Below are 25,496 nucleotides of genomic sequence, written 5' to 3' on the forward strand. Positions count from 1 at the left end.
TATCTTCATAACTTAATTTCATAAGAAAAACACCCCAATCGTTAGATTTTGTGTCTAACTTTTGGGGTGCAGTTCACTAGACTTATCCTCTTTACTTTTGGCAGTAAATTGCAATGGCTTGACTGACTAAGGCTGCAGTGCCTGGTCCACCTGCTCGGTCGATATTGGCTGAAAATCGCTCATCTTCAACGTACATAAGACCTAGCCCCTGCAAGATTTCCTTGGTGCAGGTGTAGAAGTTTTCTGTGATATAAGACTGCAAGTTCGCTACCTGAGCCTGCACATCAGGATGACTAACTTCCAAGCTCTGCATTTTCCCAAATGCTTCAAAAATAGCCTCCATCTCTCGGGCAAACACTCGGTCCTTGTTGGCATCGTAACCTTCTTCAAACTCAGCATAGGCCGCGGTCTGTCCCCACCGCTCCTTGACCTCCGCCTTGTAGGCTTCTAGTTGACTGCTGTCAATTGCGTGAAAGTCCATGACTTCTCCTCCTTTTTCTGTGAGCAATCTGCCGTGATTGATGATGCGGTCCAGCCGTTCCCTTTTGAGCTCTAGAAGGGTAATATGGTCCCGCAAGAGCTGCTGACGATTGACTTCTGTCACGTCCAGAAGCTGCTGAATATCTTTGAGAGGAAAATCCAATTCACGGAATAATAAAATTTCTTGCAGACGAGCCAAATTCTCCAGATTATAATAGCGGTAGTCATTTTCTCCCACAGAAGCTGGTTTGAGCAAACCAATCTGGTCATAGTGATGCAAGGTACGCACGGTCAATCCCGTCAGCTGACTAACCTGCTTAACTGTCCATTTTTCTGACATGGAAACCTCCTCTCTATGACCAGTATAAAGGATAACGTAAGGTGAGGGTCAAGAACTTTATAAAAATTTTTTCTCATCACTCCACCCTCACCGGCACGCGTCCGTAGGTCTGCTCTGCTATTGCGTCAGCGCCCAGTTGATAGACCGCATCCGCCTGCTGGGTCAGGCGGTCCCAGGGCTCTTTACCGATCCGCGTCACCAGATCCACCCGCTCCTTGACGGTCTTGAGATAGGCTTGACCTCGAGCTGAAAAGCCCAATACATGGACCGCATCTGGCAAGGGAGTTTCCATCGCATTGACCAAGATGTAGGTCAGCACCCGCCGCACCCGCGCCTTGGTGTAGCGCTTGGTCGCAACGGCATCCACTAACTCCTCCACGGTCGCTACGCTCCCAATGGCAGAGCGGATACGACTGGCTAGTTCTTCATTCACCTGAAAGACCTGACTGAGATTTGGGTGGGTCGCAATCTGGTAGCGGAGCAGCGGAAAATAATTTCTCCAGCTTACCTTGGTCGCCTCTTCAAAGAGATTGGCAGACGGTAAAAAGTCACGCACCAAGTCCAACTGGTCAGCACCCTTTCGGATAGCCGTCGCCGAGGCGTAGGTCGTTTCCACCTCTTCCGAATGAAAACCAGCCCCCTGCCGTTGAACAGGGCTGAGCTGAATACCTGTTCCAGCCACCGCCTTAGCATAAGCCAGAGCCAGAATATGGTTGGGCGTATCACCTGTGAAGGTTAGACCCGCAAATTCCTGCCACATGGCCTGGGTCTTCTGTGGATAAGAGAAATTGTCTGGCAAGTTTTTCACAAAATTTTCCATCTCTTCCGACTTATCCACATAGATATCCGCAATTTTCTGATAATCCAGCATTTCTTCTGTACCGAAAACCAGTTTTTCCACACCTAGCCTATGTAAAATGCTGATTGCTCCCTTGGCGAAATGGTCAGCCGACTGGACCGACACCAAAAAGGGCATCTCGACAACAAGATCTGCCCCGTGTTCCAAAGCCATCTGAGCCCGTGTCCACTTATCCACAATGGCTGGCTCACCCCGTTGCATAAAATTGCCAGACATAACCACAATTTTCAGCCCCTCGGCCTGTTCCAGCAGGTACTTATGCCCCGTGTGAAAAGGATTGTATTCTGCTACAATGCCTGAAATCATGCCTTGACCGCCTTGAAAAACCACCGCTGGCTAGTTTCTGTCGGAGCTTGATTTTCAAAGTCCGCAAAGACTTCCACAGATGCAAAACCAGCTTGTTTCAAACATTCCACATAGGTTTCAATCGGATAAGTCCGCTCTTCATGAACTTCATCCCGACGAATAAACCGCTCCTCTTGACTGTCCTCATCTTTGACAAAGAAGGTCAATTCATGAACGATGGAATGCTCATGCTCACCCTCATAGGTGTCCCAGACAAAGGCAAAATCCTCGTAGTTTTCATGGTAGCTATAGCCTGCAAATACTTCCTTCATTTGATAGATGGAATGAACGTCAAAAAGGAAGGTACCACCTGGATTGAGAACAGAGTGAACTCCTTCAAAGACCCGCAAAACGGCTTCTCGGTCCGACATATAGCACAGACTGTCCGAGTAACAGGTCACCGCATCGAAATCTCCAACACCTTCCAGAGCCATCATATCTGCCTGGGCCAGTTCCATCATGACACCAGCAGCTTCTGCTTTTTTCTGGGCCAATTCCAACATTTCATAAGACAGGTCAAGCCCTGTCACCTCATAACCCTTTTGAGCAAAACGCACAGCCTGAATCCCTGTCCCACAGGCTAATTCTAAAATTGTCTTGGTGTCTTGTGGCAAGTTCCGCAAGCTAAAATCTGTCCATTTATCATACAAACTGTCATCCATGATTTCATCATAAACCGCCGCAAAGGTTTCATAAGTTGCCATATTTTCCCATTTTTCCTTTCATAAAAAGCAGCCAATCGACTGCTTCATTAACTCATGCTGTGTTCAAGAAGTTCATCACTTCTAATTACATAATAGTGAACTCTCTTTGGTCACTTTCGAGTTTTATGGTGACCAGCTGAAACAGTTCCCCAAACTGTTTCACTACTCCTCATCTAAAAAGTCTGCGACTTCCATGAAGCTGCCTTCGTGCCATAATTTTTCAAGGTTGTAGAGGTCACGCATTTCTTCTGAGAAGATATGAACGACTACGCCTCCAAGGTCCAATAGGACCCAGCCACCGTTACTATCGCCTTCTAAACGGCTACTCTTGATTCCAACTTCCGCTACCTTTTCACGGATGTTTTCCGCAATAGCCTCCAACTGGCGACTGTTCATGGAGCTGGCAATCACAAAGTAGTCTGTCAGGCTGGTCACGCCTTGAACATCAATTACAACAAGGTCCTCAGCTCGCTTGTCATCAGCAGCCTGAACCACAACTTTTACTAAATCTAGTTCTTTCATCTTATCCTCTAATTATATTTTCTAATTTATCCACCTTGGCAAAATTCCATGACCAGATGTTTTGGTAGTACTCAATCAAGTCTTCGGCATCCAATTTGCCTGAATAACCTGTCGTCGTTCCGTCCTGAATCACAGCTACCTTGTAGCCTAGTTCATATGCTACTTTAATCGTCGTATCAATGCAAAAATTGGTCGCCATGCCCATGATGATGAGCTGCTCCATTCCCTTTTCCTGCAAATAAGCATGAAGACCTGTTTCCTTGAAGGCACTGTTAAAGGTTTTATCGAAAATCTTCTCATTAGCTAAGGGTGCAACAAAAGGATGAATTTCCCAGTCAGCAGTCCCCTTGACCAATTCCTGGTCATGATGGCGGACATGGATGACCTCTAGCCCCGCTTGACGAGCTTTTGTGATGCTGTCTTGCCAGAGGGCTAATCGCTCTTCAATGGCATAAGGTTTTTCCTCCACTAGAAGGTTTTGAATGTCAATGACTAACAGTGCAGATTTCATAGCTTTACCCAAGGCGTTTCCAAACGGAAGACCATTTCCCTTTCTTCTTCACTATCCAATACAAAATCATTTTTCTCCAAGAGATGAGCCATCTTCTGATTGCCCTTAACATAAGCTGCAATCAAATGGTCGCAGACAGGATGTGATTGAGCCATTGCTATTACGACCTCCAAAGCAGCCTGACCATAGCCCTTCCCCTGAAATTCTTGACCAATCATAAACCGCCAGAGCATATACTGCTGGATGTCCTCATCAATATCAATCAAGGCAAAACCAACAACCTGCTCATTTACCCAGATGGCATAGGGGAATACATCGCCATTCATTCTATATAACCAGGCATCTGCCAAGGAACGCACGTTGGGAGCCACGAAGACCTTGTCCTCCTCGGCTACTGTCAAGTCTAAGACTGCCTGATAGGAACGTTCATCCACAGGTTTTAATGCAATCATCCCTACTCCTTCAAATAAGAAACATATCCATTATAGGTTTCCAAGGTTTGTGGATAAATGGGAATTCCCTTCTTGGCTAAGTAAGAAATGGTTTGGGCAGTTTCATAGGCTACTGCCTTGTCCAAGGACTCTTTTGCGATACGACGCGCCTCGTCCACCCCAGGAAAATCCCGATTGGGTTCGATGTAGTCCGCCACATAGAGAACCTTGTCCAGCAAGGTCATCTGCCCAGCACCAATGGTGTGTCGTTGAATAGCTTGAAAAATTTCCTCATCTTTCAAGCCAAAATCTTCTGCGATTTTATAGGCTCCAACCACACCGTGCCAGATGTTATTATCCCAGTTGAGCAGGTCCCTATCCAAATCATACTTGGCAATCAAGTCCAGAAAGACTTGGTCTTCCACTTCCTTGGCATAATCATGCAAAAGCGCTGCCAGACTAGCTTTTTTCGGATCACAGCCGTATTGGTCTGCCAAGGCAAGCGCCGCCTGCTCCACCCCCAAGACATGTTGGAAACGCGCTGGCTTCATAGCTACACGGATTTTTTTCAAAAGAGCCTGACGGTCAAATGTCAAATCTGCTGCAATCATTGGTAAAGTCCTTTTTCTTCGATATAGTCCAGAACTTCATGAGGCACCATAAAATTCGGCACCCGTCCTTGCTTGATAAAACTACGCACCATGCTAGAGGAAATGTCCATCAAGGGCACATCCACCCAGATAACCGGATAGGACGTCCCTGCCTTGTAACGAGGGCGCTGGACACCAACAAACTGCACCAACTGGACCAATTCATCAATCCTGTGCCATTTTGGTAGATAATCGACCATATCTGCACCGATGATGAAATAATAATCCGTATCAGGATTTTTTTCCTTCAGCAATTTCATGGTGTCGTAGGTATAGCTGACACCACGACGTTCCAGTTCAATGGTTTCAATCCCCAAGCCCTCCATACCTGCAATAGCCATCTTGAGCATGGAATAGCGATGGTACTCGTCAATGGTTTCTTTTGTATCCACATGGGGCGGAAGGAATTCTGGCATGAGCAGGACTTCATCCAGCTTCAACTGTTGACGGACCTGGTCTGCCACAATCAAGTGAGCATTGTGGACAGGATTGAAATTCCCTCCCAAAATCCCCACTTGTTTGCGATTGGTTTCTTTCTTTTCAACCTCTAATTCAACCTTGGTAAAGGGTGTTAAGAGTTCAATAGCCATAGGCTCTCCTTCTTAGATTTCTTTGACCTGTTTGGAAATTTTACGGTTCTCTTTCTTGCTAGATTGTTTGAATAAAATCAAGATGCGACCGATTTTTTGGACCGTATCCACACCAATTTCTTCTTCCAAAATTTCCGCTACTTCGTGGATATTTTCATCCGTATTTTGTAGCAAGGTCACCTTGATCAATTCACGCGCATCCAGCGCCTGACGAACACTGGTTTTAATCTGGTCATTGAGACCATTTTTCCCAATCTGAATAATGGGTTTAAGACTGTGTGCCTGACTGTTCAAAAAGGCACGTTGTTTTGAAGTTAACGACATCTATTTTTCCTATGTTTCTATATTTATTGGCTAACAAATGTAACCAGTACGCACATCTAGATGATTGCCTTGCGAATCACCACATCCACACCCTTAGGCGCCCAGGCAGCAATCTTGGCTTTTTCATTGACACGAATCCAACCAAGACCAGAAAAGACCACATCCGTCTTCTCGTTGATGGTGAATTCATGACGGACCAATTCAGGAAATTCTTTCAATTCCTTGCTGGTTGGCGGCACTAAAAGTGAGCCCGCATGTTTCTGGTAAAATTCACTAGCTCCCTGCAACTTGGTGCGGTGAAGTTGGAGCTCATTGTCAAAGAAGGCCGTAAAGCCTTGGCGTTCACCAGCCACAAAGTCAAATCGTCCCAGACCAGCCAAGAACAAGGTTTGTTCTGGATTGAGCTGGTAGGTCTTTGGCTTGATTTCCTTGCGAGGGCTGATGTACTTGAGGTTTTTAGCCGTCAAATAATGAGCCATCTGGTGACGATGGATAATTCCTGGCGTGTCATAGATGTAGGAACCATCATCCAGAGGAATTTCAATCTTATCTAGCGTCGTTCCAGGGAAACGTGAAGTCGTAATGACATCCTTGTCCCCTGTGATTTCTTGAATGATAGCGTTAATCAAGGTTGACTTGCCGACATTGGTCACGCCGACCACATAGACATCCCGTCCCTTGCGGTGTTGTTCAATCTTTTCAATCAAGTCCTTGATAGCCTGCTTGTTTTGGGCTGAAGTCAAGACCACATCAACTGGTCGCATGCCGATTTCATGTGCCCGCTCGGTCAACCACTGAGTAACCTTGCCTGTCTTGACAGACTTGGGTAAAATGTCCTGCTTGTTGCCGACCAAAAGTACATCATTACCTGAAATAAAGCGAGGCAAGCCTGGAATGACCGAACCATTGAAATCAAAAATATCAATGACATTAACCACCAAGGCATCGCTTTCTCCTACGCTATGGAGGAGTTTCAAGAAGTCGTCATCTGAAATATTGACATCTGAAATCTCATTGTAATGGCGCAAACGGAAACAACGTTGGCAGTAGAGTTGCCCTGTTTCCAGGCCTTTTTCTAGGGCTGATTGAGGTGTAAAACCAGCGACTGCCTTGTCTTGCGTCTGAATCTGGGCACCACAGCCGATACAAAATAATTCTTCCACTTACATCTCCCTCTTGTAATCTATCACCCCATATTTGGCGATAATTTTCTTCATGGTCCGTCGCTCACGCCAACGGTTAATCTGCGTATTGATAGAATCCGTCTGAATCAGAGGTTTGACCAGCACAGACTTGAGCCCAGCTCGCTTAGCCGCCCGAATATCTGTCATCAACTGATCCCCAATCATAACCACCTCATGCGGCTGGACATCAAAGCGTTTTAAAGCACGGTTCATCCCAAAGGTGAAAGGCTTGAGCGCAAAGGCTTCAAATTCAATCCCAAAAGGTGCAACTGCACGTTTAACCCGCTCATATTTGTTGTTGGAAACCACCACAACGGGAATGCCTGCGGCCTGTAAATCCTGTAACCACTGGCGCATCTCTGGCGTACCATCGGGATTATTCCAAGCAATCAAGGTATTATCCAAGTCAACAAACACTACTTTTATGCCATGTTTTTTCAAGCTTTCGACGGTCACGTCATAAGCCTTCTCCAAGGCAAAATCCGGCATGTAATTTTCTAAACTCACTGTCGTCTCCAAAGTTTTTTATCAGATAATTATACCATTTTTCTAGGAAAAAGGCGAATAGATAGCCAAAAGGAAAACACCCGGTGGGACCGAGTGCCTATTCTACGAACCTATTTGCTTTCTAAAATCCAATCCTTAGGAATGAAAATCATATGGGTCAACAACCAATCAATATCCAGTGAGTATTTTGAAAAGGCAAACCCAATTTCCTCAACACCAGAATCATCCTCATCCATGCCTAAAATCGTCGTCGCATGGCCATAGTCTGCATGACTGTCATCAAAGAGGCGCCAAGTTAGAGCCTTGTAAACCAATTTTTTGGCATCATAGAGTGTATAAGCCTCTCGATATTCTGAAAAGGCTAAACAGTCCTTGCCTTTGGGTTCAACACCCTTTATTTGAGCAATAGCAATTAGACTATCATAGTTGTGATAACGGAGGGAGCTACTCAAGGATTGAGCCAAACTATCTGCATAGTCCAGGGCTAAATCACTGACCTCCACAGCCACAGTTCCCAACTGTTCCCGCAATGGATTGAGCAAATTCGCAGCAAACCGAGCCAACTCTTCACGGATCTCTTGAGGCAAATTCTCTATATCTTCCAGGATAACCTTTCTATCTTGCTCAGAACCCTTATAGACATTGATATCTAGACCCTGCTCACCCAGTTTTTCCAGTTCAGAATCAAAACCTGTTTTCCCAGCTTGAACATATTGAGCGAGAGTTTCATAGTAACCTTCTGGTAAAATGATACGCTCTAGCTTGTCAGCTCTTTCAATAATTGTCATAGATTTCTTCCCCCATATGCTTGATATTCTTATTGTAACAATATAAAGTGAAATTGTAAACCTTTTCAACTTTTATTACATACTTATAAGAAGTATAAGGATTTCATACGTCATAACTTACCAAAACAAACGGGTTCCATGAACCTGGACGACAGGTAATTTTTCTAACAAATCAGGTATATTCTCTACTGTCAAGCCACCACCAATCAAGATTTCAAGCTTACCTTTGGCATAGGAAACAAGCTCCTGCAACCAATCCACATTGTTCAAGGCAGCACCCGTCAAACTGCCTCTTGTCAAAATCCGTGTCACTCCATGGGCTGCCAGCCAATCAATAGCCTCAAATTGACGGTGGCGAGGGATTTGATCAAAAGCCATGTGAAAAACAATTTGGCACCCCTGCGACACAGCAAACAAGCGTTCCAAAGCGACTTGATCCAGCCAATTATCCTCTGTTAAAACACCAAATACTAAGCCATCTGAGCCTAGTTCTTTGGCAACCTCACAGTCTTCCACCATCATCTCAATCTCTGCCTCATCGTAGCAAAAATCACCACCACGAGGGCGAATCATGGTCATGACAGTCGCATCGTTTTCATGAGCTAGTCGAACAACATAGTTAATCACTCCATAGCTTGGAGTCGTTCCCCCAACTGCTAAATTATCACAAAGTTCTATCCGCTGGGCACCCATTGAGATAGCTTTGGCAAGATCTACGTGGTTTTCCGAACAAAATTCTTTTATCATTCCAATTTCCTCTTATGTTTTTTACTTTAGTATATCAAAAAAGAGTATATTAACCAATACTCTTTTCGGTAATCAAAAAATCCTTTAGCGAAATCAGCAGAACTGCTAGTAGAATACAAACCATACCAACTAAATCCATGCTCGTAAAGACCTCGTTAACCAACCACACTGCAAAAATAATGGAAGCAACAGGTTCAATAGAAGCTAGCAAGCTGGCATTGACCGGGCCGACCATGGTAACCCCCTTGAGAAAGACTGTATAGGCAAAGATGGTCCCGACACCAACAATCCCCACTAAGCCAAACATACTTCCACTATCTAATTGAAGGGGTTCTTGCCAGGTCTGTAAACCAAATGTAACCATCAGCCCTCCCATCAACATCCCCAGACCAATAACCGACAAACTACCATGCTGGTCAATGACTTGGGCAGGTAGGATAATATAGAGAGCATAGGTCAGGGCTGAGAAAAGTCCCCAGGCTAAACCAAGCGGGGTAATCGCTAGTTCCGTCAATTGTCCATGGGTTGCAATAAAAAAGGTTCCTACAATTGCCAAGACAATCGAAATCACTTCAACCCCTGTCGGTCTTTGCCTATCTTTCAAGCAGGTATAGGCTAGCACTAAGATAGGGCAGAGGTATTGGAGAACTGTTGCCGTCGCCGCATTTGTATAAGCAATGGCTTGTAAATAGGCCAGCTGATTGAGGGCTAGACCAAACAAGGCAAAGAAACATACAGCTAGCACGGCGCGTCCATTTTTCAAGAGTGACAGCAAATTTCTCCTAGCTGTCACAGCACACAGACCGAGCAAAACAAGACCTGAAACCATCAAGCGCATGGAGGTAATCAACTGTACAGACATGCCTCGTCCGATTAAATACTGTCCACTCACCCCTGACAAGCCCCAGGCAATCCCTGCTATTAAGGTTATCAAGGTTCCCCATCTTTTTTCTGTCATCCTAACTCCTTCTTCATCAGTCAATAGTCCCATTATACCAAAAAGAGTAGGACTTGGTCCCACTCTTTCTTGCAATTATGTTGCTAAACCTACAAATTCTACGAATCGTAGAAAGGCTACCTGTCCTTCTGGAGTGCGTTTGTAGACACCTGCATCTTCTAGGACGCAGGCAAAGATTTGTCCGACAGATGCTCGAATGATTTCTTCAGCCCTTTCTTCTGTCACATCTGGATGCTCAGCCTTCAACCTATCCGCCCAAGGCTGATGATAGGCTGCCACCTGACTAGCTTGACCCAGTAAGTATTTCTTGACTTCAGCCAATTCTGCCTTTAAACGTGGAGGTAAAATCGCCAAGCCCATTACTTCAATCAAGCCGATATTTTCTTTCTTGATATGTTGCACATCTGGATGTGGATGATAGATGCCGTCAGGAAATTCTTCCGAGGTCTGATTGTCGCGGAGAACCAAATCCAACTCGTACAAGTCCCCTCGTTTCCGGGCAATCGGGGTAATGGTATGATGGGGAGTGCCATACGTATCTGCCTTAATCTGAACGCTATCATCTGAGTAGCTCCGCCATTTTTCCAAAATCTTAGCCGCCAGGCTCAATAGTGCTGGCTTATCTGCCGAGCTCAAACGAATAACCGACATGGGCCACTTGACAATACCGGCCGAAACGGACTCAAAGCCGTCGAAGACCAGCTGGCGTTCTATCGGTGCCTTTTCCATGGCAAAACTGTGCCGCCCACCCTGATAGTGATTGTGGGTCAGGATGGAGCCACCAGAAATAGGGAGGTCAGAGTTGGAACCGACAAAATAATCTGGAAAGATGTCTAGCAGGTTCAAGAGCTGTTCAAAGGTTTGAGGACTGATGACCATAGGCACATGCTCTTGGTTCAAGAAAATAGCATGCTCATTGTAGTAGGCATAAGGCGAATACTGGAAGCCCCACTGTTCCTGTCCAAGATCCAAGCGAATAATGCGGTGGTTGGCGCGTGCTGGATGGTTTATCCGACCTTGATAGCCCTCATTTTCCATACAGAGCAAGCAAGATGGATAGTTGGATGCCTCTGCCAAGCGAGCAGCCGCAATAGCCTTAGGATCTTTTTCAGGTTTGGACAGGTTGATGGTAATTTCAAGATTGCCGTAGTCTGTCGGTGTCTGATAGTAGATATTTTTGGCAACAGCCGCCACCTTGATATAGTCATTTCGCTTGCTCAAGGCATAGAAATCTGCCACAGCCTGCTCAGGACTATCCTGGTAGGTCTGCCAAAAATCACGATTGAGCTGACTCGGACTTGGCGTGATTAAGTCCATCAAACAAGCCCCAACCATGTCCTGTTCTTCCAACAATTCTCCAACAAAACCAGTTCCAACCCCGTGAGCCAATAGTTCTTCCTTGAGTTCAATCAAGTCAGTTAGCTCTGTTTGGACAGTCAAAACTTGGTCCCCAACCAAGGCTAAAACCCGATTTCGCAGGTAAAGAGCATCCATTTCCTCAAAATCACTGTTGGCAATGACCTGCTCAACAAAACGATCCACCAATCCTGTCATCATTTCTCCAATCTATTTTCGAGATAAGACGCGAGAGCCTCCAGCAATCTCCGCTACATAAAAGCTTGGTTCATAGCCCACGACCTCTGTATAGGTCTTGCCGACATTTTCAGTAAAGGCATCAACCTTATCCTTATGGACAATGGCAATACCACAGCCGCCGAAACCTGCTCCTGTCATCCGAGCACCAAGAACGCCTTCTTGCTCCCAAGCTGTGTGAGCCAAGGTATCCAATTCCAAACCTGTCACTTCATAATCATGCTCCAAAGAAACATGAGAAGCATTGACCAAACGACCAAAGGTTGCCAAATCTCCTTCTTCCAAGGCCTTACGAGCTTGCAAGGTCCGTTGGTTTTCCAAGACAGCGTGACGGGCACGTTTGATGCGGTTTTCATCTTTGATTAAGTAACTATATTGGTCAAAGGTCCACTCATCCAACTCTCCCAGAGTTTGAATAGTCAAAACTGCATTCAATTCTTCCACCGCTTTTTCACATTCCGCACGGCGTTCATTGTACTTCGAATCTGCCAATTCACGACGTTTATTGGTGTTCATAATGACAATCACATGGTCACCCAAGTCAAGTGGCACCAATTCGTATTCAAGCGTATTAGTATCTAGATAAATGGCGCGCTGGTCTGCTCCCATACCGATAGCAAACTGATCCATGATGCCAGAATTGACACCGATAAAATGATTTTCCGTCTGCTTACCGATTTTCACTAAATCAAGACGAGTCAACTCAAGACCGTATAATTCTTCTGCGATAATGCCAATTAAAAGTTCCAGGGAAGCTGATGATGACAAGCCTGATCCGTTTGGAATATTTCCGTAAACAAAGACTTCCATCCCTGTATCAATGCTGTGCCCTGCTTCCTGCAAGAACTTGAGAACACCCTTGGCATAGTTGGTCCAGTTGTCCGCCTTATCAAAGACTAGATGATTCAAATCAACCTCAATAATACCTACTTCCTCGAAGTTAGCAGAATAGAAACGCAAAACTTGGTCATCACGTTTGCGAGCAGCCCCGTAAGTCCCTAAGGTAATGGCTGCCGGAAAGACATGACCACCATTATAGTCTGTATGCTCACCAATCAGGTTAATCCGCCCAGGTGAGAAGAAAGTCGCATCCGCCTCTTGACCAAACACATCGTGAAAGGCTTGCTTGAGTTGTTCTGTGTTCATAGGAACCTCCTTGATATTGTAATCGTTTTCTTTTATTGTACAATTCAATATTATAAATGTCAATAGTTTTACTAAAAATTTACTAATTTTATATTTTGTGCTATACTAGATACAAATAGATAGGAGAGTACCATGGTTACCATCAAAGACATCGCTGAAAAAGCTCACCTTTCCTCTGCCACCGTTTCCCGCGTTCTCAAGGGAGACCTAACTTTATCCGTCAGCCAAGAAACCCGCGACCGCATTTTCAACTTGGCACAGGACCTGGGCTACACCAAACACCTCAAAAAACAAGCTCCTCAACAAAAAGGTACCATCGGCATTGTCCAATGGTACACTAAAAGCGAAGAGCTAGCCGACCTCTACTACTACTCCATTCGAGCCAGTCTTGAGCATACCGCCAGCTTACTCGGCTACCAAATCGTCCGCTCCTTCAACGACCTGACCAATCCTCTCCTCCAAGAAGTTGATGGCATCATCGCAGTTGGTAAATTTTCTTCTGGGCAAATAGCAGAGCTGGCTAGACTATCGACTAAGCTCATTTTTGTGGATTCTGACACATTGAATGAAGGATTTTCCTGCATCACGACTGACTTTGAGCACTCTGTTCAGACTGTTATCGACCACTTCCGTTCACAAGGTCTGACAGACATAGGATTATTAGTTGGACAGGAAGAAACCACAGACGGCCACCAACTGCCAACAGACCCCCGCCTGACTGCCTTTCGTGACTACCTGAACACCTTGGGCATTCTCCAAGAAAATAATATCTACCAAGGAAAATTCTCCACCCAATCAGGTTACGATCTGATGAGCCAGGCTATTGAGGACCTAGGCGACAAGCTACCCCCTGCCTTTTTCATGGCAAATGATACCCTGGCAGTCGGCGCCCTACGTGCTTTACAAGAGCGTCAAATCGCCGTACCAGAACGGGTCCAACTCATCACCTTTAACGACACAGCCATCACCCGCCAGGTCTATCCAGCCCTGTCTTCCATCAGCGTCTTCACCGAGGAAATGGGCCAGGAAGCCATGCAGCTGCTGGACCGTGTCATTGCTAGTCCGCAGCCCCACCATCCCCGTAAGATTAAACTAGGTACCCAGCTGGTCATTCGTGAGAGTTCATATTGAAAGCAAAAAACCGAGAGTTCTGATGAATTCTCGGTTTTCTTCTGTTTATCCAATACTCAATGAAAATCAATTTAGCCGTGGTCCAAGGTTCTGGGAACCTTCAGAGGTTTGTAATTGAATGAGCCTATTCACATCACTGCTATTTCTGATTACAAGTAGGAGGCTGTAAAGCTCAACTGGAGCATTACACTCTTCAAATCAAGTCAACATGGTTTGAGTTTGATTTTCGAAGAGTATTAGTCTAACAACTTAGCCAATTCCTGTGCCAAGAGCTGTTGAGCAACTTGAGGATTAGCTTGTCCCTTAGTCGCTTTCATCAAGAAGCCTGTAAAGGCCTTATCAGCATTGCGTTTACCAGACTTGAAGTCAGCTACGGCTGCTTCGTTATCCGCAAAGACTTGGTGGATAATCGGAATCAAGACCTCAGGGTCTGAAATCTGTACCAAGCCAGCTTTCTCAACGTAAGCCTTAGCAGAGCCACCTTCTTTCGCTAAGTGAACAAAGACTTTCTTGGCAATCTTAGATGAAATAGTGCCATCTGCAATCAAGGCTATCATTTCAACTAAGTTTTCAGGTGTTAAGGCGATTTGCTCAATAGTCTTACCTTCAGCATTGAGGAACTGAGCCACTTCACCCTGCAACCAGTTGGACACCTGTTTAGCATCGCCACCTGCTGCCACTGCTGCTTCAAAGAAATCAGACAGAGCCTTGGTAGATGTCAATTGACCAGCATCATAGGCAGTCAAGCCCAAGTTCTCCACGTAGTGAGAACGGCGAGCCTTTGGAAAGACTGGCAATTCTGCACGCACTTCCTCAATCCAGCTATCATCAATCTCATAGAGCGGTAGGTCTGGCTCTGGGAAGTAACGGTAGTCAGCTGACCCTTCCTTGACACGCATGAGAATGGTTTCACCAGTAGATTCATCGTAACGACGCGTTTCCTGCTGGATTTGGCCACCTGAACGCAAGATTTTGGCCTGACGTTCAACTTCGTGTTGCAAGCCCTTGCGCACATAGTTGAAGGAGTTGAGGTTTTTCAACTCAGTCTTGGTACCAAATTTTTCTTGACCATAGGGACGAAGAGAGATGTTGGCATCCACGCGCATAGAACCCTCTTCCATCTTGACATCTGAAATACCAGTGTACTGAATGATTTCTTTAAGGGCTGTCAAGTAGGCATAGGCCTCTTCAGGCGAGCGCATATCGGCTTCTGATACAATCTCAATCAATGGCACACCTTGACGGTTGAGGTCCACATAAGAATAACCATCTGTACCATGCGTATTCTTACCAGCATCCTCTTCCAAATGCGCACGTTCAATACGGATTTTCTTGGTTGAACCGTCTTCTAACTCAATCTCAATCCAACCATTGTAACCAATCGGCTCATCAAATTGGGAAATTTGATAGGCTTTAGGGTTATCAGGATAGAAATAGTTCTTACGGTCAAAGTGCATGTCCTTGTGAATATCCATGTTCAAGGCCAAGGCAGCCTTGATACCAGCATCCACAACACCCTTATTAAGGACAGGAAGGACGCCTGGGAAGGACCAGTCAATTACGTTGGTATTGGCATTTGGGTCCTCACCAAAATGAGCAGATGAAGGTGAGAAAATTTTCGAGTTGGTATTCAACTCCACATGGACTTCTAGACCAATAATCGTTTCAAAGTTCATTAGTTAGCACCTCCAAAAATCACTGGTTGTTGCTTGTGGTAGTCTGTCGTCGCTTCAAAGGCCGCAGCCACTTGGTAAATGGTCTCTTCTGAGTATTTTGGACCAATCAACTGCAAACCAACTGGCAAGCCTTCTACAAAACCAGCAGGAATAGAAAGACCAGGCAGACCTGCCAAGTTTACAGGAATTGTTAACAAGTCCGCCAAGTACATAGCCACAGGGTCATGATTGAGCGTGTCCAAACCAAAGGCAACAGTCGGAGCAGTTGGCCCCAAAATCAAGTCATAGTCCGCAAAGACCTTTTCAAAATCTTGGATAATCAAGGTCCGCACCTGACCAGCTTTCTTGAAGTAGGCATCGTAGTAACCAGATGATAAGCTAAATGTCCCTAACATAATACGGCGTTTGACTTCTTCACCAAAACCTTGGCTACGGGTTTTCACGTAAATCTCATCCAAGTTGGTCGCATCTTCTGCACGGAAACCATAACGGATACCGTCAAAACGTTGCAAGTTAGAAGAAGCCTCTGAGGAAGCGATGATGTAGTAAACCGCAACCCCATACTTAGAATGTGGTAGGCTAACTTCCTCAATAATCGCCCCCAGGCTTTCCAAGTGCTTAGCCGCCTTGAGAATAGTTTCCTTGACCTGCGGATCAATCCCTTCGCCCATGTATTCTTTCGGCAAAGCAATTTTCATGCCTTTAATGTCTTGACCAATCTTGCTAGTAAAGTCTGCAATTTCATTGATGGTTGATGTTGCATCCTTGACATCATGACCAGAGATGACATTGAGCAACTGGGCATTTTCCTTAACCGTCTGTGAGAATGGCCCAATCTGGTCAAGAGATGAACCAAAGGCAATCAAACCAAAACGTGACACCGTTCCATAGGTCGGTTTCATACCGACGATACCATTAAAGGCTGCTGGTTGGCGGATAGAGCCACCTGTGTCAGAACCGAGTGACAAACGGACCTGACCAGCAGCAACTGCAGCTGCCGAACCACCTGAAGAACCGCCAGGAACTTTTGTCTGGTCCCAAGCATTTTTAGTCGGTTTGAAGGCAGAGTTCTCATTAGAACCACCCATAGCAAACTCGTCCATGTTGGTCTTACCGACAACAATCATATCCTTTACGTATGCTTGGGCAACCGATGTCGCATCGAAAATTGGCTCATAATTATAAAGCATTTTTGATGCAGCAGTGGTCAAAATCCCCTTCGTAGAGATATTGTCCTTGACCGCCAAAGGAATCCCTGCCATAACATTGTCCGCATCAATCCCTTTTTCATCAAGGGCAGCAGCCTGCGCCAAGGCCGCATCTTCTGTGATAGTCAAGAAAGCATCCACTGCTCCCTCACGGCTCTTGATGTCTTCCAAGGTTGCCTTGGTCAACTCAACCGCCGAAATCTCCTTCTTGACAAGGAGGTCATGCAATTCATCAATGGTTTTATTGTTAAAAGTCATTAGGCATCTCCTCCCCCGTCTAGAATAGCTGGTACCTTGATAAAGTTATCTTGTGATTCAGGCACATTTTTAAAGAGCTCCTCACGGCTCTCCCCTTTTTGGGCAATATCTGCTCGCAAGACATTCTTACGTTCAGCCATAGTGTTTGTTACCGCAACACCTGTCGTATCTACTTCATTGAGCAATTCAACCATATCGACAATCTTGCTCAAACTTGTCGCAAATTCCGCTGTTTCCTGGTCCGAAAATTCCAGCTTAGACAGCTTGGCAACGTGACGGACTTCAGCTTCAGAAATCTTCATTCTTACTTTCCTCCTAATGGAAATCTATCTTCTCATTATACCATATTTCCAGCCTCACACAAAGGCAGATATTCCCTCCGATGGAAGCTTTTTTCGGCAAAAAACCAGTCTAACGACTGGTTCCTAAACCCTAATCTATAATGGTCGCACCAAGCACATGGCGCAGATGGTTGAGAGCAAACTGATGACTCTCCTCCGTCAATGCGGCAATTGCAGAAGCCACGACCTCAATCCGATAGCCTTTATTGTAGGCATCAATAGCTGTATGTAGAACACAAATATCAGACAGGACACCTGTCAAGACCACCGTATCCACTCGACGTTCTCTCAAACGAACATCCAAGTCCGTCCCCGAAAAGGCCGAATAATGTCGCTTGTCCATCCAACGAACACGCGCATGATCCTTGTTTTCCTGATAAAAATCCGCTAAAGGACCATACAAATCTCGCCCGTCTGTTCCCATGATATTATGAGGTGGAAAGAGTTTGCTTTCAGGATGCAGGTCATCCCCCTCTTCATGGCCATCAATAGCAAAGACAATGTAGTCCCCGTTATCAAAGGCTTCTTTAGTCACTTGGGCAATCCGGTCAGCAATAGCCTGAGCAGGTTTCCCAGCGGTTAATTTGCCCTGGTCAGCCACAAAATCAACCGTATAATCAATCAAAATCAATGCTTTTGTCATCTTAGTAGTCACGTTTCTTAATCTCATCAAAAATAGCTGGAATAAGGACTTTCAAATAAGTTCCTTTCATCCCAAGCGAACGACTTTCAATAATCCCCGCACTTTCCAACTTGCGCAGGGCATTGACGATCACAGAGCGAGTAATGCCAATACGATCTGCAATAACAGAAGCCGTCAATTGACCTTCATTACCGTTCAACTCGCCCAAGATAGCAGCAACTGCCTTCATTTCAGAATAGGACAGGGTGTTGACTGCCATATTGACCGCTGCACGACGACGAATATTTTTCTCATCCTCTTCCCGCTGGAAGTTAAGTAGTTGGATACCTACTACTGTTGCCGCAATCTCAACCAAAATCAAATCTTCTTCGTGGAATTGCTCTTCATTGCGCCAGATAATCAAGCTGCCAAAGCGGATGCCCGTCACATGGATAGGAGCAATAGTGGTCAAACCATTCGGGTAGGTCGAACGAGATTCCACAGGAATAGCTGTCAACTCACTCTCAACTGGCAAGTTCACCTGGGTATCATAGACCTGAGCAATCGATTTTACATATTCTTCTGGATACTGTTTGTTAATATAGAACTCTTCAACCCTGTCATTATTGGTCTTGTAGTTCATATGATAACCCAAAATTTCACCCTCACTATTGATAATGCAGGCGTTGCAATCAATAATATCAGATAAGTGCTCCGCTATGGCATTGTAAGGCAATTCTTCAGCCAATTGCTCTTCGGAACGCTTCAAAATAGAAGTAATATCCCGAGTTTTTTCTAATAATGTTGTCATATGTTCCTCTTTTTACTGTAATTACACTTATTATACCGAATTATTAGGCAAATTTCAACAATTATCAGAAAATTTACTATTTTTGAAATAGTACTTACAATTTCAAGTAAAAAAAAAAAAGAGCTGATACTCATCAGCTCCACTCTTATCTACGATATTGACGCAAGAAACGGGTCATCTTTTCTTGAATTTCAGCTAATTCATCCACACGTGGCAGATAGACAATTCGGAAATGATCCGGATCTTTCCAGTTGAAACCACGACCATGAACAAGCAAGACTTTTTCCTGTTTTAAGAAATCCAAGACAAATTGCTCATCATCATCCACTCGATACATCTCACGGTCAATTTTAGGAAAGACATATAATCCTGCCTTAGGTTTAACTGTTGATAAGCCAGGGATATCATTGATAGCTTTAGTAATGAATTCACGTTGTTCATACAAGCGACCACCAGGCATGAGTAATTTATCAACTGATTGAACACCACCCAAGGAAGTCTGAACTACTTGCTGAGCCAATACGTTTGAACACAAGCGCATATTGGACAACATATTCAAACCTTCGATGTAGCCCTTCACATGTTTCTTTGGTCCAGACAAGACCATCCAACCCACACGGAAACCGCAGATACGATGGGATTTGGACAAACCATTCATGGTTACGACAAACAAGTCAGGTGCTAAAGTAGCAATCGGAATATGAACCGCTCCATCAAAGACCATCCGATCGTAAATCTCGTCAGAGAGAATAATCAATTCATGCCTGCGAGCAATATCAATAATCCCCTCCAAAATTTCTTTGGGATAAAGAGCACCCGTTGGGTTGTTAGGGTTGATCAAAACAATGGCCTTGGTCCGTGACGTCACTTTTGCCTCCATATCAGCTAAGTCTGGATACCAATCTGCCGCCTCATCACAAACGTAATGTACAGCCTTACCACCAGCCAAGCTAACTGCTGCTGTCCATAATGGATAGTCCGGCATAGGTACCAAAACCTCATCCCCATTGTCTAGCAAGCCCTGCATAGACATAACAATCAACTCACTGACACCATTACCAATATAAATATCTTCAATATCAACGTTTGGAAACTTCTTCAACTGACAATACTGCATAATCGCCTTACGGGCTGAAAAAATTCCCTTACTGTCAGAATAACCTTCTGACTTACGAGCATTATGGATCAGGTCACGAATAACTTCATCAGGTGCTGTAAATCCAAATTCAGCTGGATTACCTGTATTCAAACGTAAAATTTGCTCCCCGTTGGCCCGCATTCGCATAGCTTCTTCTAAAACTGGGCCACGAATATCATAGGCTACATCATCTAATTTACTTGATTTATTAAACTGTTTCATGTGTCGTCACCTCGACTTTCTTCTGTTTTCTATTTTACTTCAAAAGTCAAAAAAGCACAAGAATCCCTTTACATTTCCTCCTAAAAGGCTTATAATATAAATGTAATGATAACCTATACTTCTAGGAATGAATATTTGCTGAAAGGAGTGACTACTATGACACAATCTTACAAGACCATCCTCGTAGCTGTCGATGGATCCACAGGTGCTGAATTAGCTCTGCACAAGGCAATTCACGTTGCCAAACGCAATCAGGCTCGATTAGTTATTGCCCATGTAATTGACACGCGGGCCCTTCACAATGTTGTTGCTTTTGATGCTTCTGTCTATGAAACATTAGAAAAAGAAGCGGAGCTATTGCTAGAAGAGTACAAACAAAGCGCTGTTGAGGCTGGATTGGCAGAAGTTCAGATCTATATCGAATTTGGTAATCCCAAAACACTCTTGGCAGTCGATATTCCTAAAGAAACTGGCGCCGATCTCATGTTACTTGGAGCAACAGGTCTAAATGCCTTCGAACGCCTCCTTATCGGTTCTTCTTCCGAATACATCATGCGCCACGCAAATATTGATTTACTCATCGTCCGCGATGGTGAAAAAAGCTTATAAAACACGAAAAGACTTGATCTAGTTATCAAGTCTTTTCATCTGTCTTTCAAGCTCTTTAGCAATCTTTTTCTCCGGTGCAAACTTCTCTTCCCAGTCCTCTGGCTTTAGAATTTTGTGAGTAATCGGATCAAAATGCGCCCTACCATCCGGAAAAACTTTTCCCATATTGGCAGTATGCACCAAATCAAAAATAGGTGCTGGATCTACCCCCATTAAGACAAAAGAACCATAGGTAAAATACAAAATGTCCAAGAGAGCATCTGCCTGGTCCTGCAATGATGAACCAGCTGGTCCCTTGGCCCTCACCTTTTCCACAGCCTTATCCAAGTCTTCATGCAAGCGATGAATATACTCTTGAAAAGCCACCTCACTTTCCGAAGAGGCATGGATAAACTCTACCACTTCTTCCAGTTTAAAACCGGCTCGAAAAAAGGCTGTCTGTCCATCATATACCCTTGGGCTTTCCTGAGTATCCCCATCCATCAAGGCATGAAAAGCTTTCACACGATTAAAATTCTCATCTCTGCTCTGAAACATTGTTTTCCTCCAGTAAACCTAACTGAACGAATGCCTTATAAATACCGTCGCGGTTGTTGGTATCTGTCACAAATGAAGCCACCCTGCGCACTCTCTTAGTTCCATTTCCCATAGCTACAGAATGTTTAATGGCCTTTAACATTTCATAGTCATTATTCGAATCGCCAAAAGCCACAACTTCATCTAGACTAAAACGATATTTCTCAGCAACCTTTAAAATTCCAGATAGTTTTGAACTCCCCTTACTGATAATATCCGTTGCATAGGGGCTGGAACGAGTAAAAGACAAGTCCTGACATCCTGCTTCCAATTCTCTGGTTTCCCTCTCTGTTGTCAGCATCATGAGCTGATAAATCGGCTGTTCCAAATAAACTCTCAGGTTCCTTGGACGCTGTGGCCGAACAAATCGCACCAAACGATTAAGAATAAAATTCACCAAACCAGCAAATCTATCAGGAATGAGGCGACTAAGACGATAGGCAACATTTCCTGTCCCTGTGGACATAATTCTGCTACCAAAAACTCCCTGCGATGTTCCAAGAGCCAAATCCTTATGGTTAATCCGAGCATAATCCATCATCTGTTCAACTTGTCCAACTTCTAAAGCATGGCTATGGAGAACCTCTTCTCGCGAAAAAATGTATTGACCATTGTAAGTAATCGCTAAATCCAAACCTAGACTAGCCATATATTGCAATACAAATCGAGGGTCCCGACCAGTTGCCAAGCCAATCAGTATCCCCTTTGCTTTCAAGGAATTGATGGCTGAGATGGTTGATTTACTTACTGTACGTTTATCTGTCAATAAGGTACCATCAATATCAAAAAATACAGCCTTAATCGCCAACCATCTCACCAACTTTCTTAGAATTGTGTTACAATTAGTATAACATACTTTGAAAGAAACAGAAAATTTATGAAAAAAATTCTCGCCCTACACACAGGTGGAACTATTTCCATGCAAGCCGACCAAGAAGGCCATGTGACAAGCAGTCAAGTCAATCCAATGACTCAAATCGACACACCCATTGAAGAAATACAAGTCACATCCATCGATTTTCTCAATGTTCCAAGCCCTCATATCCGTTTGGAACACATGATGACCCTCTATCAAAAAATTAAAGCTGAACAAGCAAACTTTGATGGATTTGTCATTACCCACGGCACCGATACACTTGAAGAAACAGCCTATTTTCTCGACACCATGGCTATACCGGAAAAACCAATCGTATTAACTGGGGCCATGCGTTCATCAAATGAACTTGGTAGCGACGGAGTTTACAACTACCAAACAGCCCTCCGTGTCGCAGCAGATGAAAAGTCTGCAGACAAGGGAGTGCTAGTCGTTATGAATGATGAAATTCATGCCGCCAAGTATGTCACCAAGACCCATACAACCAACGTATCAACCTTCCAGACACCAACGCATGGGCCACTTGGATTGGTAACCAAACGTGAAATTCTCTACTTTAAAACAGCTGAACCACGCGTTCGCTTTGACTTGTCAGCTGTATCAGGAACAGTTCCAATTATCAAGGGTTATGCAGACATGGATACTGTTCTCCTCGAAGCTCTAACAAAAACTGATATTTCTGGACTAGTTATCGAAGCACTTGGAGCAGGTAACCTCCCACCCACTATCCTTCCAACTATCAAAAAACTCCTGGAACAAGGACTTCCTATTATTCTGGTTTCTCGTTGCTTTAACGGCATTGCCGAACCCGTTTACGCCTATCAAGGCGGTGGCATTCAGCTAGAACAAGACGGCATCCTCTTTGTCAAAGAATTAAATGCACAAAAAGCTCGCCTGAAACTACTAATTGCCCTCAATGCCGGCTTAAAAGGACAAGCCTTGGCTGACTACATCCAAGGCTAATCACAGCTGTACGCTTAAAACCACAAAAGACCGAGCAATCGGTCTTTTTTCAATCTTTCAAATCTAATCTAATTCTTCCTTATCCTTCAAATATTTCAGCAAAACTGACCAATTGGGATTCTTCTGCCAATTTTCTTCACTGACAATCTGACTAGCAACCCGTCTAGCCTCCTCCAGGATTGGATAATCTTCAACTATATTTGCTACCTGAAATTCTGGTAAACCCGATTGGCGAGTACCAAAAATTTCACCAGATCCACGCATTTTCAAATCCGCCTCAGCCAGTATAAAACCATCTGTGGTTTCAGTCATAATTTTCATGCGTTCCTTACCCGAATCTGTTTTAGGATTAGCTACCAAAATAGCATAGGACTGCTTATATCCACGTCCAACACGACCTCGCAACTGATGAAGCTGACTTAAACCAAAACGGTCGGCATCCATAATAACCATAACTGTTGCATTAGGGACATTGACACCGACTTCAATAACGGTTGTCGAAACCAAAATATCAGTATTTTGCTCCTTAAAGGCCTGCATAATGGAATCTTTTTCTTCATTTTTCATCTTACCATGCAACAAATCCACAGTAAACTGTCCACCAAAATGAGCTTGTAAGTCAACCTGCAAGTCAATGGCATTTTTCAAATCCAAGGCCTCAGATTCTTCGATTAAGGGAGAAATAAAATAAACTTGAGCTCCCTTATTTAATTCCTTTTCAAGCCATTCTAAAACGGTAGGCAACTGTTGATGCTTGACCCATCGAGTAATAATAGGTTTACGCCCAGCAGGTAATTGGTTGATAATAGAAACATCCATGTCTCCGAAGGCCGTTATAGCCAAGGTTCTAGGAATAGGCGTTGCCGTCATCATGAGGACATCAGGATTATCCCCCTTTTCTCTAAACAAACGCCTTTGTTTCACACCAAAACGATGCTGTTCATCCGTCACAACAAGCCCCAGCTTGTGATATACTACCCCCTCTTGTATCAATGCATGGGTACCAACTATCATCTGAACCCGTCCATCAGCAATCGCCTCTAAAGTAGTCCTACGCTCGGAAACCTTCATCCCTCCCGTTAAGAGCGCAATAGATAAATCTGGGAATAGCTGGCACAAGCTCTCATAATGTTGTTCTGCCAAAATTTCTGTTGGCACCATAATAGCCGCTTGCATACCAGCACTTACCGCTGCCAACATAGTCAAACCTGCAACCACTGTCTTACCAGACCCCACATCTCCCTGCAACAAGCGGTTCATATGGGCAGAGGAACTCATGTCCGCCAAAATTTCTCCCAAAGCAGTTAGTTGCGCGTCCGTCAAAAGAAAAGGTAGTTTCCCAATTTGCCTGTCTAATTCTACCTTATCAAAATCAATCTTCAAACCACTAGAAAGGTCACGGTTCCCAGCTTTCAACAATTGCAATTGCAACTGGAAATAAAATAATTCTTCAAATTTAATACGGCGCAAGGCTTGACGGTATTCATCCAGATTAGACGGAAAATGCATAGCAAAAACAGCCTGTTTTCGATTTAAAAGACGATACTTCTCTAATAAAACTACCGGCAAATTCTCATCCAACAAATCCAAATAACCGTGGTCAATCGCTGATCTAATAGCTTTGACCAACTGAGATTGAGAAATACCTTGAGCCACATGATAGACCGGCTGTAAATCCTCCACTACCTGAGCCAACAACTTCATACCAGTCAAACTAGCCTTTGCCTTATCCCACTTACCCCAAATTGCAATGTCCTGCCCCATCACAATCTTATCAGATAGATAGGGCTGATTAAAAAAAGAAACCGACAGAACTATCTCACCCTGCTTAATCGAGAAACGTAGCCGATTTCTCTTGTAACCATAATACTGAATATTAGCCGGAGATACCACACTACCAACCACTACAGCCTTTTCTCCATCTTGCAAATCTAAAATAGACTTACTTTCAAAGTCCTCGTACCGAAATGGATAATAAGTTAATAATTGCCCAATAGTCACAAGATTCAATTTTAAAAATTTCTCTGCTGATTTTATTCCAATCCCGGGCAACACCGATAAATGATCTGATAAAGTTTTCATAATTCAATTATACTATAAAAATAGCAGTAAAAACAAAAAAAGGGCATTGCCCTTCAATATAGTCCGTACGGGATTCGAACCCGTGTTACCGCCGTGAAAAGGCGGTGTCTTAACCCCTTGACCAACGGACCATGTAACTAAAGATTTCTCTTTACTCCGCCAACAGGGCTCGAACCTGTGACATCATGATTAACAGTCATGCGCTCTACCAACTGAGCTATGGCGGAATTTCGCTAAGCGACTACCGTATCTCACAGGGGGCAACCCCCAACTACTTCAGGCGTTCTAGGGCTTAACTGCTGTGTT

General features: G+C 44.3%; 26 protein-coding genes, 2 tRNA genes and 1 pseudogene. 3 read left to right on the plus strand and 26 right to left on the minus strand.

What is annotated here, in order from left to right:
• Positions 1-91: 91 nt before the first annotated feature.
• The 16 genes from ACEE44_RS09570 to ACEE44_RS09645 form a co-directional block, all read right to left on the minus strand.
• Positions 92-820: a MerR family transcriptional regulator gene (locus tag ACEE44_RS09570; protein ID WP_449172065.1), complete on the minus strand. Its 729-nt coding sequence runs from the start codon at positions 818-820 to the stop codon at positions 92-94.
• Positions 821-896: 76 nt separating this feature from the next.
• Positions 897-1,985 carry a nucleotidyltransferase gene (locus tag ACEE44_RS09575; RefSeq protein ID WP_449172066.1) on the minus strand — a complete coding sequence of 363 codons (1,089 nt, stop codon included), beginning with the start codon at positions 1,983-1,985 and terminating at the stop codon, positions 897-899.
• Positions 1,982-2,728, minus strand: coding sequence for a class I SAM-dependent DNA methyltransferase (locus ACEE44_RS09580; RefSeq protein WP_449172067.1), 747 nt, complete (start codon positions 2,726-2,728; stop codon positions 1,982-1,984). The genes ACEE44_RS09575 and ACEE44_RS09580 overlap by 4 nt, the downstream gene beginning before the upstream one ends.
• A 162-nt stretch (positions 2,729-2,890) precedes the next feature.
• Positions 2,891-3,250 (minus strand): ribosome silencing factor, encoded by a 360-nt coding sequence (rsfS, locus tag ACEE44_RS09585; RefSeq protein WP_449172068.1) that lies wholly within the window; start codon positions 3,248-3,250, stop codon positions 2,891-2,893.
• A 1-nt stretch (position 3,251) separates the two neighbouring features.
• Positions 3,252-3,761 (minus strand): cysteine hydrolase family protein, encoded by a 510-nt coding sequence (locus ACEE44_RS09590; RefSeq protein ID WP_449172069.1) that lies wholly within the window; start codon positions 3,759-3,761, stop codon positions 3,252-3,254.
• A complete protein-coding gene (locus ACEE44_RS09595) occupies positions 3,758-4,213 on the minus strand; it encodes a GNAT family N-acetyltransferase (RefSeq protein WP_449172070.1) in 456 nt (151 codons plus the stop codon). The genes ACEE44_RS09590 and ACEE44_RS09595 overlap by 4 nt, the downstream gene beginning before the upstream one ends.
• Positions 4,214-4,215: 2 nt before the next feature.
• On the minus strand, positions 4,216-4,803 hold the full coding sequence (yqeK, locus tag ACEE44_RS09600; RefSeq protein ID WP_449172071.1) for a bis(5'-nucleosyl)-tetraphosphatase (symmetrical) YqeK: 588 nt from the start codon (positions 4,801-4,803) through the stop codon (positions 4,216-4,218).
• Entirely contained in the window at positions 4,800-5,432 is a 633-nt protein-coding gene (locus ACEE44_RS09605; RefSeq protein ID WP_449172072.1) for a nicotinate-nucleotide adenylyltransferase, read from the minus strand. Before ACEE44_RS09605 ends, yqeK begins: the two co-directional genes overlap by 4 nt.
• 12 nt (positions 5,433-5,444) lie before the next feature.
• A complete protein-coding gene (yhbY, locus tag ACEE44_RS09610) occupies positions 5,445-5,756 on the minus strand; it encodes a ribosome assembly RNA-binding protein YhbY (RefSeq protein ID WP_004195298.1) in 312 nt (103 codons plus the stop codon).
• A gap of 56 nt (positions 5,757-5,812) precedes the next feature.
• Positions 5,813-6,919 carry a ribosome biogenesis GTPase YqeH gene (yqeH, locus tag ACEE44_RS09615; RefSeq protein WP_053867172.1) on the minus strand — a complete coding sequence of 369 codons (1,107 nt, stop codon included), beginning with the start codon at positions 6,917-6,919 and terminating at the stop codon, positions 5,813-5,815.
• Positions 6,920-7,447 carry a YqeG family HAD IIIA-type phosphatase gene (locus tag ACEE44_RS09620; RefSeq protein WP_029173975.1) on the minus strand — a complete coding sequence of 176 codons (528 nt, stop codon included), beginning with the start codon at positions 7,445-7,447 and terminating at the stop codon, positions 6,920-6,922.
• Positions 7,448-7,557: 110 nt separating this feature from the next.
• Positions 7,558-8,235 carry an SEC10/PgrA surface exclusion domain-containing protein gene (locus ACEE44_RS09625; RefSeq protein ID WP_449172073.1) on the minus strand — a complete coding sequence of 226 codons (678 nt, stop codon included), beginning with the start codon at positions 8,233-8,235 and terminating at the stop codon, positions 7,558-7,560.
• Positions 8,236-8,352: 117 nt separating this feature from the next.
• A complete protein-coding gene (locus ACEE44_RS09630) occupies positions 8,353-8,982 on the minus strand; it encodes a copper homeostasis protein CutC (RefSeq protein WP_449172074.1) in 630 nt (209 codons plus the stop codon).
• Between the two features lie 49 nt (positions 8,983-9,031).
• Positions 9,032-9,940, minus strand: coding sequence for a DMT family transporter (locus ACEE44_RS09635; RefSeq protein ID WP_449172075.1), 909 nt, complete (start codon positions 9,938-9,940; stop codon positions 9,032-9,034).
• 75 nt (positions 9,941-10,015) lie between these two features.
• A complete protein-coding gene (gene galT / locus ACEE44_RS09640) occupies positions 10,016-11,497 on the minus strand; it encodes a UDP-glucose--hexose-1-phosphate uridylyltransferase (protein WP_449172076.1) in 1,482 nt (493 codons plus the stop codon).
• A gap of 9 nt (positions 11,498-11,506) precedes the next feature.
• Positions 11,507-12,679, minus strand: coding sequence for a galactokinase (locus tag ACEE44_RS09645; protein ID WP_449172077.1), 1,173 nt, complete (start codon positions 12,677-12,679; stop codon positions 11,507-11,509).
• A 132-nt stretch (positions 12,680-12,811) separates the two neighbouring features.
• Here ACEE44_RS09645 and ACEE44_RS09650 point away from each other — a divergent pair, with 132 nt between their 5' ends.
• Positions 12,812-13,810 carry a LacI family DNA-binding transcriptional regulator gene (locus tag ACEE44_RS09650; RefSeq protein WP_449172078.1) on the plus strand — a complete coding sequence of 333 codons (999 nt, stop codon included), beginning with the start codon at positions 12,812-12,814 and terminating at the stop codon, positions 13,808-13,810.
• Between the two features lie 236 nt (positions 13,811-14,046).
• Here ACEE44_RS09650 and gatB read toward each other — a convergent pair whose 3' ends face one another.
• The 6 genes from gatB to ACEE44_RS09680 all read right to left on the minus strand — a co-directional run bounded on the left by gatB (position 14,047) and on the right by ACEE44_RS09680 (position 20,086).
• The gene (gatB, locus tag ACEE44_RS09655) at positions 14,047-15,486 is read right to left on the minus strand and encodes an Asp-tRNA(Asn)/Glu-tRNA(Gln) amidotransferase subunit GatB (RefSeq protein ID WP_449172079.1); all 1,440 of its coding nucleotides are present in this window, start codon (positions 15,484-15,486) and stop codon (positions 14,047-14,049) included.
• Positions 15,486-16,952: an Asp-tRNA(Asn)/Glu-tRNA(Gln) amidotransferase subunit GatA gene (gatA, locus tag ACEE44_RS09660; RefSeq protein ID WP_449172080.1), complete on the minus strand. Its 1,467-nt coding sequence runs from the start codon at positions 16,950-16,952 to the stop codon at positions 15,486-15,488. The genes gatB and gatA overlap by 1 nt, the downstream gene beginning before the upstream one ends.
• A complete protein-coding gene (gene gatC, locus ACEE44_RS09665) occupies positions 16,952-17,254 on the minus strand; it encodes an Asp-tRNA(Asn)/Glu-tRNA(Gln) amidotransferase subunit GatC (protein ID WP_449172081.1) in 303 nt (100 codons plus the stop codon). Before gatC ends, gatA begins: the two co-directional genes overlap by 1 nt.
• Before the next feature lie 130 nt (positions 17,255-17,384).
• A complete protein-coding gene (locus ACEE44_RS09670; RefSeq protein WP_449172085.1) occupies positions 17,385-17,936 on the minus strand; it encodes a cysteine hydrolase family protein in 552 nt (183 codons plus the stop codon).
• Position 17,937: 1 nt separating this feature from the next.
• Positions 17,938-18,726: a GTP-sensing pleiotropic transcriptional regulator CodY gene (gene codY / locus ACEE44_RS09675; RefSeq protein WP_105145205.1), complete on the minus strand. Its 789-nt coding sequence runs from the start codon at positions 18,724-18,726 to the stop codon at positions 17,938-17,940.
• Between the two features lie 145 nt (positions 18,727-18,871).
• A complete protein-coding gene (locus ACEE44_RS09680) occupies positions 18,872-20,086 on the minus strand; it encodes a pyridoxal phosphate-dependent aminotransferase (RefSeq protein WP_449172082.1) in 1,215 nt (404 codons plus the stop codon).
• Positions 20,087-20,242: 156 nt separating this feature from the next.
• Here ACEE44_RS09680 and ACEE44_RS09685 point away from each other — a divergent pair, with 156 nt between their 5' ends.
• Entirely contained in the window at positions 20,243-20,695 is a 453-nt protein-coding gene (locus tag ACEE44_RS09685; RefSeq protein WP_332413239.1) for a universal stress protein, read from the plus strand.
• Positions 20,696-20,713: 18 nt separating this feature from the next.
• Here ACEE44_RS09685 and ACEE44_RS09690 read toward each other — a convergent pair.
• Positions 20,714-22,079: pseudogene (locus tag ACEE44_RS09690) on the minus strand (Cof-type HAD-IIB family hydrolase).
• A gap of 69 nt (positions 22,080-22,148) precedes the next feature.
• Between ACEE44_RS09690 and ACEE44_RS09695 the strand changes: the two are divergent.
• On the plus strand, positions 22,149-23,108 hold the full coding sequence (locus ACEE44_RS09695; RefSeq protein WP_449172083.1) for an asparaginase: 960 nt from the start codon (positions 22,149-22,151) through the stop codon (positions 23,106-23,108).
• A gap of 63 nt (positions 23,109-23,171) precedes the next feature.
• Here ACEE44_RS09695 and recG read toward each other — a convergent pair whose 3' ends face one another.
• The 3 genes from recG to ACEE44_RS09710 all read right to left on the minus strand — a co-directional run bounded on the left by recG (position 23,172) and on the right by ACEE44_RS09710 (position 25,417).
• Positions 23,172-25,190, minus strand: a complete 2,019-nt coding sequence (recG, locus tag ACEE44_RS09700; RefSeq protein WP_449172084.1) for an ATP-dependent DNA helicase RecG — start codon at positions 25,188-25,190, stop codon at positions 23,172-23,174.
• Positions 25,191-25,249: 59 nt separating this feature from the next.
• Positions 25,250-25,321, minus strand: a tRNA-Glu gene (locus ACEE44_RS09705).
• A gap of 23 nt (positions 25,322-25,344) precedes the next feature.
• Positions 25,345-25,417, minus strand: a tRNA-Asn gene (locus ACEE44_RS09710).
• Positions 25,418-25,496 lie beyond the last annotated feature (79 nt).

Source organism: Streptococcus sp. 32226D021BW (genome assembly GCF_053545015.1).